This is a genomic window from Microbacterium terrisoli, assembly GCF_030866805.1.
Lineage (GTDB): Bacteria > Actinomycetota > Actinomycetes > Actinomycetales > Microbacteriaceae > Microbacterium > Microbacterium terrisoli.
Genome location: NZ_CP133019.1, coordinates 780,083 through 792,410 on the forward strand (window position 1 = coordinate 780,083; position 12,328 = coordinate 792,410).

The 12,328-nt window shown below is 72.1% G+C and carries 2 protein-coding genes (1 of these 2 only partly in view); one reads left to right on the forward strand and one right to left on the reverse strand.

Features of this window, described 5'->3' with window-relative positions; all coding sequences use genetic code 11:
• Complete coding sequence (locus QU603_RS03360; RefSeq protein WP_308493076.1) at nt 1-636, reverse strand: hypothetical protein; 636 nt, start codon at nt 634-636, stop codon at nt 1-3.
• Between QU603_RS03360 and QU603_RS03365 the strand changes: the two genes are divergently transcribed.
• Nucleotides 605-12,328, forward strand: partial view of a hypothetical protein gene (locus QU603_RS03365; RefSeq protein WP_308493077.1) — the beginning only. 20,337 nt of this gene lie beyond the right edge of the window; the window shows 11,724 of its 32,061 coding nt (coding positions 1-11,724); the start codon lies at nt 605-607; its stop codon lies beyond the right edge, outside the window. The two genes, QU603_RS03360 and QU603_RS03365, sit on opposite strands and share 32 nt — an antisense overlap.

A 12,328-nucleotide genomic window follows, 5' to 3' on the forward strand; every position in this document is an offset into this window, starting at 1 on the left:
CTACTCCCCGGCGTTCGCGGTCTCGTCCGGCGCGACCTCCACACCGGCCCCTGCGGTGCCGGTCACGCACAGCGTGCCCGCCTGGCCGCGGTTCGCCCCGGTGGCCTCGAGCACGCAGCAGACGCAGCCCGGCACGAAGTCGGCGGTGCGACGCAGGACAGTCAAGACCGTGCAGGTCGTGCTCCCTCCGGCCGCAGGTACGCAGCCCGTGACGATCCGCCTCGGAGCGACGTCGCCGGCTGGGTCATCGGCCCTCACGGTCACGACGCAGCCCGCCCCCCACGCCTCGTCGACGCCGGCCCCGAAGCCCACAACCTCGGCGTCCAGCACCGGATCGCAGATGGTGTGTGTGCGCTCGGCCGACGGCAACTCGGTCACCTGCACGTCCGGTAAGACCGCGTCGGGTTCGACGTCGGGTTCCGGCGCGACACCGGGAACCGGCTCGGGTACGGAGCAAGGGTCGACGACGAACCCGCCGGTCACCACGCCGAGCCCTGCGCCGTCGACGACCCCGGCCCCGACCGACACGGCCACGCCGGCCCCGACTGACACGGCCACGCCGGCCCCGACCGACACGGCCACGCCGACCCCGACCGACACCCCCGTGCCTGCCCCGAGCGACTCGGCGTCGCCCACCGGCGATCATCTGCTGGTCGCGGCATCCGCACCCGCCATCCCCGACACGTCTGACGATGTGACCGCCGGTGCCCTCGCGGCGGCCGTCGCGCAGGCCGAGTCCGAGTGGCAGGCCGTCGACCCGTCGGTCTCGTTCGCCGGGTTCTCGGCGAGTGTCGGCGACCTGCCGGACCTCGAACTCGGATCCGAGGGATCGGGCGCCGTCGTCATCGACACTGACGCCGCCGGGTGGGGCTGGGGCAGCGGACCGACTCATATGAGCCTGCTGACCGTTGTGCGGCACGAGCTCGGGCACGCGCTGGGCCTCGGCCACGACACGAGCGGACTGATGGCGCCGTCGCTGGCGGCCGGACAGAGCTGGAACGTCGATGCGTCGCTGCTGCCGAAGCCGGCACCCGTTGCGACGAGTCCGGCACCGACCTCTTCGAGCGCCGCGCCCAGCGCGACGTCGGCCGCGCCGACCGATTCTGCGTCGACCGCGCCGGCCGATTCAGCGTCCACCGCTCCGACCGATCCTGCGTCGGCCACGCCGACCGCCTCCGCGTCCGGGGTGCCGGCCGACTCTGCGTCGACCGTGCCGACCGACTCCGCGTCTGCTGCGCCGACCGACACGGCCTCGTCGGCGCCGACAACGGCAGACCCGACCGGCGGTCCTACCGCCGCGCCGATCACGACGACCGCGACCGCGCCGATCACGACGACCGCGTCCACGATGACTGCGCCGTCCGCGCTCACCGTCGCACCGTCCACGCCCATGGCGCTCTCGGTCGTATCGCCGCTCACGATCGACGGCGGCGCCGTGACCGTCACCGGCACGGCCGCCGATGACGCGATCACCGTCAGTCTGAACGACGGAGTGATCACCGTCAGCGCCCCCACGATGACGCCGGTGACGTTCCCGTTGGCCGGTGTCAGCTCGATCGACGTCGACGGTGGTGCCGGCAATGATTCGGTGACGTTCTCGGGCGACCTGCTGATCCCCGGAGTCTCGCTGGCCATCCACGCCGAGACCATCACGGTCGGGGCCGTGACGATCGACACCCAGGGTGGCGCCGCCGGCGGCTCCATCGACTTCGAGGCGATCGCCTCCGACGACGGCGCCGCACAGGTCGCCACCATCACCGCAGCACCCAAGGCCACGATCCAGATCACCGGCGCCACGCTTCGCGGCGGCGCGATCACCCTGGCGGCATCCGCCTCGGCCTCTCCCGCGTTGGACACACCGGTCAGCGTCGTCACCGTCGACTCGAACGCGACGGTGTCGATCACGAACAGCCGGATCGTCTCCAGCGGCGACGTCGTCGTCTCCAGCGACTCGACGGTCGACGCCGAGTCGACCCCGATCATCAGCGATGCCGTCGGCGTGCCGGCCGTGGATGCCGCCTACGCCCAGGTGGGCGTCACGAACACCGCCCAGACCAGCCTCTCGGGCTCGACGTCGTTCCAGGTCGCGGGCGCGCTGAATCTGTCGGCACGCACCACATCGAACCTCTCGGCCACGGGCGATGCGCTGCTCGCCGCGGCCGGCGCCGGCGTCGCGCTACTGACTCTGGACGAGACGACGAAGGCATACATCGACGCGAACAGCACCGGCAACACGGCCGGGTCGCTGGCCGTCACCGCCGACACCGACAACACGCTCACGACTCACGCCGCGGCAAGCCCCGGCGGCGCGACACAGAACACGGGCGCCGACGGCGCATCGGTGATCACCCCGGCGCAGTTCGTCGGCGGAACGATCACGGCCCTCAGCCCCCTCGACGTCGCGGCCGCCCTCGCCGTCACCAAGGCGAACACCGACACCGAGGCGTACATCACGCCGGCATCCGGGTCGTTCGGCATGGCGACCCCGGCGGCGGGCAGCGTGTGGGTGCACGCCGACGGCCCGACCGTGGCCACCACCACGGCCGACGGCCACGCAATGCTGCGCACCGGCTCGGCGATCGCCGCCGCGGTAGCCGTCGCCATCGCCCACGACACCACCGCCGCCTCGATCGGCGGCGCGGTGGACCTGCAGACCGACACGATCATCGTCGACACGGTGCAACCCGCGGATCCCGCGACGGGCAAGGTTCCGACATCCTCACAGACCTTCGACACCCGCGCGCTCTCCGGCGGCGGCGCCACCGTGAGCAATCCGATCATCCCCGTGCCGGGGGCCGGCATCTCGGCCGCGAGCTTCCAGGGCTCCTTCGCGGTGAACGTGCTCACCGTCGTGCACAACGCCACCGTCGCCGCAGGCGCCCACCTCGCTGTGCACGGCGCCGACGTCGTGCTCGCCAGCAACCACGCAACGGAGTCGACGACCAGCGCCCGCCCTTCCGGTTTCTTCTTCGACCCGGCGACGGCCATCGAACAAGACCACCAGACCATCGACCTGCCATATCCGTTGATCGACGCGCGCGGACTGCCGGCGAGCACGCTGCAGAAGGTCCTGTACACGAACGGCGGCGGCACGACCATCGACGGACTGGTCGCAGGTGGCACGTACTACCTCGACTGCGTCGGCACCTCCGCGCTGCCCGGCGTCTGCGTGTACGACCCGATCGCCAAGGTCACCCGCGTCAAGCTCGCGTGGGCGAGCCTGTCGCTGAACCCCGCCTCGGCCGACCTGAAGGTCATCACCCTGGGCGTCGAGCCGGATTCCGGCACCGATCACCTGCTGACGCTGCTCGACAAGCCCGCCGACACGATCGGCGTGGGCGCCGGGATCTCGGTGAACATCGTCGACGACGCGGGCAATGCCACCGTCGGCGACGGGGCGGTGCTCATCGGAGCCCGCGATCTGACGCTGACCGCCGGCACGACCCACGAGATGACCGTCGAGGGCAAGGCAGGCTCGTCGGGCGGCACGGTCGCCCTCACCCCGGTCGCCTCGGTCGCCATCTCGAACGTCACGACGCATGCGGGCCTGGGCACCGGGACCGCTCTCGTGCTCACCGGCGCGGTCGACGCCGAGGCGACGCAGACGGCATCGGTCGGCGTCAGCGCCAGCGGCGACACCACCTCGGACGGGGCCATCGGCGTCTCTGCCGCGATCGACGACGCGAACCACACCGTCACCGCGACCACGGCGCGCGACATCACCGCGGTCGGGTCCGCGACCTTCCGTGCCACCGGCTCGTCGGCCACCTCCGCATACTCCTGGGCCGGTACCGTCGGAGCCCCTGACAAGAACACCTCGGCGTTCACCTCCGTGACCGACGAGGGCACCCACTTCCTCAGCATCGCCGACAACCTCGCCGGCGCCAACGGGGCGTCGAGCGGTTCCTCCGGCATCCCGAACGGCGGAACCGCGGGCGACAGCGCACCCCTCAGCGTCGCCGCGGCCATCTCGTTCAACCTCGTGCACACGACCAGCGTCGCCACGCTGCCGGCCGGTGTGACGCTGACGGTGACCGGCGGACCGGTCACGCTCGCCTCTTCGGCGAACACCGACGCCTCGGCAACAGGCGACGGCGAGACCGCCACCGACGGTGCGGTCGCCGCGATCGGTGCAGGTCTCGGCATGAACGTCGTCACCGCGACCAACACCGCCGACATCGCCCCGGGGGCCGTGATCCATGCCGACGGACTGACCCTGAGTGCGACGGTCACGCCGGTGTGCACCGCAGAGGACAAGGACGGCAACTGCACCGAGTGGGGCGACACGACCCACACGTTCAGCGCCGAAGGCGACTCGGCCGCAGCCGGTGGCGGCACGCTGGGCCTGGACGGCTCGGTCGGCATCGATCTGGTGACCGTGACCACGAGTGCGCAGCTGCGGTCGGCGAACGGGTTCGTCGCGACGGCCGATGCCGGCACCGGCGACGTGACGATGGATGCCGCCTCCAACGTCGAACAGTCCGCCACGGCGCTGCCTTTCCTCGACGCGTTCGACCCGAACGACGGCGCGCACATCCTGAAGGACGCCGACGGCAAGTACACGATCATCCACCTCGACTACGCGCTGGCCGACGGCAATCTGCACACCGGCGACGAGGTCGTCTACCGCACCGGCGGCGGCGACCCGATCGGCATCGAGCCGACCCTGCTGACCACCGGCACTGCCAAGACACTGGTGAACAACCAGAAGTACTACGTCATCCTGCTCCAGCCCGGCTACTTCCAACTCACTGAGACCTGGGTAGCGGGAATCGCGGGAGCGCCGGGTCACCCGGGCGACCCGCTCGTGTTCATCCCGAGCGAGGCCACCGGCGACATGCACTACTTCGTGCCCGACGGTGAGAACCCGAAGATGGGCATCGGCGCCTCGTTCGCGTTCGACCTCGGCCAGGTCACGACGATCGCCGGCATGCAGAACGGCGCAGTGCTCACCGGCGGACACGACCTGACCGTCACCGCCGCCGACGAGAATGCCGTCGACACGCTGGCCGTCAGCGGCTCGGGCGGCACCGTCGCCCTGTCGCCGTCGGTCGCCCTGACGATGGTGTTCCTGACCACTGCGGCCGAGATCGGCACGGGGCCCGCCCTGACCGTCACCGGCGACGTCGCGCTGGGCGCCGAGCAGACGGCGAGCACCGGCAGCGAGGCCAGCGGCGACACCGACCCCGACACGCTCGGAATCGCCCTCGCACTGGTGCTGGGCGAGGCCGTCGACGACGTGCACGCGACCGTTGCACGCGACGTGCATGCGGGCGGAGCCGTCATGCTCACGGCGAGCGGGTCGTCGGCGAACGAGGGCGGGACGGATGCCGCAGCGCCCGGCGCGACCACGCAGTCGGCCGACGGCATCAACGGCATCGCCGACAATGTGCTCGGTCAGGGCAACGCGTTCACGACGTTGACCACCGGCCAGAGGAAGACGCCCACGGCCGGCACCAGCGACGATGACGGCGTATCGCTGTCGATCGCCGGCGCGTTCACGATCCTGATGATCGACACCGCATCGCGCGCCGCGTTCGCCGACGGACTGGCGATCACCGCCGACGACGGGGCCGTGACCCTGGCCAGCAGCGCGAACACCGATGCGGTCAGTGCGGCCAACGGCAGCACGGTGACGGCCTCGACGGCTGGAGTGGGCGCCGGCGTCGCCGTCAACCAGGTCTCGATGACCAACATCGCCACCACCGGCGCCTCCGCGATCACGGCCGACGGGCTCTCTGTCACCGCAACGATGACGCCTGTCGCCGCCGAGACGCCCGAGGCCGCCGACGGCACGGAGTCGGCCCCGCCTGCAGCCCCGGACCGCGTGCACACCGTGAGCGCGACGGCCATCTCGGGCTCGAGCAACCCCGAGAAGATCGGCGTGGCCGGAGCGTTGGCGATCAACATCGTCGCGTCCGACACCGAGGCCCTGGTCCCGGCCGGGGCGTCGGTGAACGTCGGCGCCGGCGACGTGACCTTGACCGCGCAGTTCGTGCAGGACGCCACGGCCGAGGCATCGTCGAAGGCCGGCTTCAAGACGTGCGGCAATCTTTTCGGCCTGCCGTGCAACATCTCCACCGCCATCACCGGCGAAGACGCGAGCGGTTCGGGCCTCGGCATGGGCGCGTCGGCCGCCATCCAAGTACTCACCCCGACCAAGACCATCGCGATGATCGCCGACGGCGTGCCGCTGATCGCCGGCGGCGACGTGACGATCACCGCCGATTCCGAGCGGACCATCACGACGGTCGCCGAGGCCGGCACCAAGGGCGGCAAGGCGTTCAGCCCCTCGGTCGCGCTCGTCGTCGACACCGGCGACACGGCCACCGCCCTGCTGGGCGCGGCCACCGGCGCGCTCTCCCTCGACGGCGAAGTGACGATCTGCGCGACGCACACGGTTTCGGCCGAGACCGAGGCCAACGCCAACGTCGAAGCCGAAGAGATCGGCGTCGGCGCCGCCGTCGCGCTGCCGATCATCACCGGTTGGAGCACGCTGGCGCAACTCGGCCGCAGCGTCGCAGCAGCCGCCGTCACCGTGTCGGCCGAGTCCGAGGTGGATGCCTCGGCCAACGCGAACGCGAGTGCCATCGGCGGATTCGACCTGCCGACGTTCGGCGGTGCCGGCAAGTCCGCAGACCAGACCGTCAGCGACACGATCACGAGCGACCCGAACGCCGGCGGCAAGGGTGCGAACTCGCCCCCGTCGGCCGACGGCGCCGCCAAGCAGGGCGGCACGTCAGCAGCCAAGCAGAGCGGCAAGTCCGGCGGAGGCGTCGGAGCCGCAGCATCCATCGCCGTCGTCTGGATCCAGACGACGAACACAGCATGCATCCTCCCGGGTGTCACGGTCACCGTCACCGGCCCGGTCGAGGTCGAAGCCACCCAGCTCACGGGCGTCGCAGCCCGGGCCATGGGCATCGCGCTGAACCCCAAGGATGCCAAGACCAACATCGGCGCCGGCGTCGGGTTCACCTCACTGTCGGTGTCGAACACCGCCGACATCGGCGCCGGTGCGACCATCACCGCAGGCGCCATCCGCGTCACCGCCGGCACCCCGATCGACCCCGACACCGGCGTCCCCGAGCAGAACAGCGTCATCGCGTGGGGCCTGGCCGCCGCAGGCGGCAGGGCCGACCCGCAGATCGCGGCCTCCGTCGGCTTGAACGTCGTCACGTACACGACCGGCGCGCACATCGGCGCCGGCGCCGACCTGTCGTCGACCGGAGATGTGGTCGTCGCCGCGAGCGACCCGCTCGGTCTGCAGAACCTCGCTGTGTCCGGCGCCCTTGCAGAGGGCGGCGCGGCGATCGGGGCCGCCATCGCCGTCAACATCCTCACCATGACGACGACCGCCGCCGTCGACTCGTCGACCACGGCCCGCACGCACCTGGACGCCGCCGGCGCCCTGACGGTCCGCAGCAGCGCGAGCATCGGGCTCGTCGGCGTGGACGTGGGGCTCATGGGCTCGAATCTGCTGTCGAGCCTGGAGGGCATCCCCGGCGTCGTGCTGATCCCCTCGCCCGGCAGCGTCGTCGCCTCGCCCGCCGTCTCGACGGTCGCCGCCGCGGGCGCGGTCGGCACCGGCGACGCATCGGTCAGCGGCTCGTTCGTCGTCAACGCCTGGAACCGCACGACCACCGCCGCCGTCGGCGACGGCGCGCTCATCGACCAGCGCACGACCGGCGGCGCGACGCAGAGCATCGCCGTCCTCGCCCGGGACGACACGCAGCAGGTCGAGATCGCGGGCGCTCTGGGACTTTCGACAGGGGATGCCGGAGTCGGCGCGGCCGTCATCGTCGACGTCGTCGACACTACGGTCGCAGCGACCGTGGGCGCCTCGACCCGGGCGTCGGCCGGTGGCGACGTCACCGTGAGCGCCGCATCCACGGATCCCGTGCTCGCGGTGGCCGCGTCCGCGGGGGCAGGCGGCGAAGGCGGCGGCGCGGGATCCATCATCGTGATCGTGCAGAATCAGGCCGGCGGCAAAGGCGTCAGCGCGTCGATCGGCGGAGGAGCGGGCGCTGGAACCACCGTGCACGCAGGCTCTGGCCTCGCGGTCTCCGCCCACCAGAACACCGACGACCCAGCCCTGACCACCGCCCCCGACCGCAGCGCGCACTGGCAGCCCACGAGCACTTGGCAGACGGGCACCGGTTACCAGGCGGGAGCCGTCGTGGGCGGCAACTCCGGCGCCTTCGTCGCGGCGCGTGCCATCGCGACGTCGACCGACCAGCCGGGCACGTGGCGAATCATCCCGGTGTGGGACGCAGCCGCCGCCTACGACGCCGGCACGATCGTCGACGTCGGCGGCACGCCGTACCAGGCGCTCGTGCAGGTGCTGGGAGCAGCGCTCGCCGCCGACGGCACGGTGCTGAAGCCGGGCGACGACACCGGCGAGTGGGCGGTCCTGCCGACGCCGACGGCGTGGTCGGCGAAGACCGACTACACCACCGGCGACCTCGTCGCCGACGGCGGGCGCCTGTACCGCGCCACGGTGGACGTGGCCGGGGCCGCCGATGCCCCGAGCAACTGGGCGGCGGTGGACGACTGGACCCGCGGCGGCTCGTACGCCGTCGGCGACGTGGTCCTCTCCGAGGGTCTCACGTACCGCGCCCTGCAGGCACAGGACTTCTCGACGACGGACCCGGTCCACGACGCCGCCGACTGGCAGCGCACCGACCTGTGGGTCGCCGGCGGCTCGTACCAGGCGGGTCAGGTCGTGCTGTTCGGCTCCGCGTTCTACCGGGCCGTCACAGCCGTCACAGGCTCGTCGACCACGCCGGCGATGGATCTCTCGCACTGGGCGCCCGTCGACGCCTGGCAGTCCGGTGCCCACTATGCCGCCGGCGACCTCGTCACGTTCGGCGACCGCGCGTTCCGCGCCGCGGACGCGCTGGACGGCACACAAGTGCAGAAGATCCAGCTGTACGCGGGCGGACTCGCGATCGGCGGCAGCGCAGGCGTGGGGATCGCCGCGGCGACCCTCGTGCGCACGAGCCCCGTCACGGCCACGGTCGGCACCGACGACGACATCAGCGGCGCAACGGATGTGCGCGTCGAGGCCCGGCAGGCTCAGGACCTCACCCAGATCGCCATGGCCGGTGCTGCCGGCGGTGACGCAGGCGTCGCAGGCTCCGCGACCGTCCTCGTGCTCGGCGACACGACGACCGCGTCGATCGGCGACCGCACCCTCGTCGACTGCGTCGACATCGCGTGTGCGAACCCGGGTACGGCGCCGGCCCAAGCCGTTGTGGTCGCCGCCGCCGACACGAGCCACATCGTCGGCGCGGCCGGAATGCTCGCGCTCGGCGGTTACGCCGGCGTCGGCGTCGGAGTCGACGTCAAGGCCATCACCAAGGCCACGACCGCGTCGATCGGCGCGAACACGCGTGTGAATGCCCGCGGCGACGTCGTCGTCTCGGTCACCTCGAGCGAAGACATCCTGGGCATCTCGGCGGGTGCCGCCGGCAGCGTCATCGCCGGTGTGGCGCTGAACGCGACCGTGTCCGTCATCTCCGTCACCACGACCGCGAGCCTGGGCGCCGGGGCCGTCGTCAGCGCCGGCGGCAACGTCATCGTCTCGGCGATCGAGAGCATGAAGCTCGACACCGTCGCCGGCAACGTCTCCGAAGCCGCCGGCGCCACCGGCGGTGCCGGCGCCACCGTGCCCGTCGTCACGAAGAGCACGACCGCGTCGATCGGCGCGGGGGCGAAGGTGAGCGCGCTCGCGCAGGACGCGAACATCACGCACGCCACTGTCGACACGGGCGCCACCCAGGTGATCGGCACGGATCCGGCCTTCAACCCGCGTGTGCGCGGCACGTCAGGCCCCGGTGGCACTCGCGGCCTCGAGACCGACGGGTTGACGTTCAATCTCGGCTACACGCACGGCTTCTCGAACGGGCAGCAGGTCGCCTACGACGCCGGCGGCGGCGCGCCGTTGAGCGGGCTCGTCGCGGGACGCGTCTACTACGTCATCGTCGTCTCGCCCACCGAGATCCAGCTCTCGCTCGCTCCGCGCGGCCCCCCGATCGCGGTCGGCATCCCGTCCAGCGGCCTGATGGGCGAGGCGCAGAGGTTCGTTGCGATCAGCCAGGCCAGCACCCCCATCACGCAGGGCAACACGATCGTCCCCCGGTTCGACCCGGCGACGGACGTGAACATCGCCGACAACAGCATCACCCTGCCGTACCGGCTCCGGCGCTCCGACGGCACGCCGGTGCAGACCGGTGACCAGGTCGTCTACAGCGCCGGCGGCGGCACCCCCATCGGCGGTCTCACCGACGGCCACACCTACTACGTCATCGTCGTGAACGACCCGACGGGCCCGACCGCCACGACCGGCATGACCATCCGGCTCGCCGACAGCAAGTGCCACGCGACCGGCGTCGCCACCGACTGCGACCCGACCGCCACGGCATCCGTCGCGCAGCAGTGGCTGACCCTCCGCGCCGGCGCCACCGGACGCTCGCACAGCATCGTGCCCGCCGGGCAGCTGCCAGCCGCCGACGGCACCGCGGCCGGCCCCCAGACCGTCACCACCACGACCCGCAGCGGGTTCGGCGGCGTGGCCGTCACCGCGACCAACAGCGACGTCATCGCTTCGGTCGGCGTCAGCGCCGGCGAGGCGGGCGGCGTCGCCGTGAGCCTGTCGGGCTCCGTGCTTGTCGCGAACATCGCCACCAGCGCCACCGTCGGTGCATCCGCCGCGGTCACCACCGCCGGCAGCGTGCTCGTGGCCGCCGGGAACGAGTACCACCAGCTGGCCGTCGCCGCGGAGGGCGGCCTGTCCGTGGGGGCCTCTGCCGCCTACGGCGTCGTCGTGGGCGTCGTCACCCTCGCCACGGCCGCCGGCATCGGCGACGGCGCCACCATCACGGCCGGTCGCGACATCGTCGTGTCTGCAACGGGCGCCGAACAGCTGGTCGGCGTCACCGCCTCCGTCGGGGTCGCTGTCGGCGGGGGAGCAGGCAGGAATGCGGGCGTCACCGTGCTCGATGTCACGACGACGGCCACCACCGGCACCGGCGTGACCCTGACAGCTGGCGGCAATCTGCTCATCGGCGCCACCGACGACACCGCGCTGACACTCGTCGTCGCCAACGTCTCTGGCGGTGTTCTCGTGGGTCAGGGCGCCGGAGTGAACGTCGCCGTCGTCACCAAAGACACGGAGGCATACCTCGGCGGCACCAACACCGTCACCGTCCGTGCGGTGGGCGGCGCTCTCACCGGCATCGACGACGGCACCATGCAGACCACGTCCGGCGGCGGCGGCACCTTCGGCACCGTGACGGGCGGCTTCGACGGCCTCGCCGTCCAGGCGGCATCCACGGAGCAGATGTTCGGGATCGTCGCGGGCGTCTCGCTCGGCGCGGCCGCCGTCAGCGGCAGCGTCGGGGTGACCGTGTTCACCGTGACCGTCAAGGCCTTCATCGCCGGCGGCACCACCGTGAATGCCACGGCTTCGGGTATCGACGGCACCGTCGGCCCGAAGCAGTCGGTGTCGGTGGTGGCCACAGACTCGATGAGCGCCGTCACGTTCGCCGGCGGTCTGGCCGGAGGCCTCGGAGGCGTGGCCGGCGGTGTCGACATCGGCATCGCGAACGTCACGGTGCAGTCCTACCTGGGAGCCGGCAGCGTCATCTGGGCGTCGCAGGGCGTCACACTCGCCGCCCTCGCGCTGAAGAACATCCGCACCTTCGCCATCAGCATCGGCGGCGGCGCCGTCGGCGTCGCCGGGGCCGTGTCGGTGTGGTCGGTCGGGGCCCACCCCACCACCACCTACCAGCAGAACGACCAGGGCACGAACCGCGGCGGATGGACCTCCGGCACGACCTACGCGGTCGGCGATGTCGTGACCTCGGGCGGACACACCTACGCGTCGCGCGGCAACGACAACATCGGCCACACGCCGACCCCCGGCGGCGATGAATTCTGGGCACAGAGCGACCAGGACCCCACTGCAGGCCCCGGCGGCTCGGCGACGGGCATGGGCGACGCGGCCGCATCCGGCGCGGACGGCGGCTGGGGATCGATCCTGGCGAACATGGCGACTCCCGGCCAGGGCGCTCCGGCGTACCAGCAGCAGTACGGGGCCCTCATGACCGGCGGGCAGAACGCGGTCAGCGGCGCCACACCCGGCACTGCCGTCGCCTCGACGCCCTTCACCCAGCAGACCCCGCCGCCCAGCGGCACGTCGGCCACGATCTTCGGCACCGTGCACGCCGGCGGAGCGGTGCTGGTCAACGCCGCCGACGGCCTCGCCGTGCTCTCGGTCGCCGGTGCCGCCGCCGGCGGGATCGGGGCCGTGGGTGCCGGTATCGGC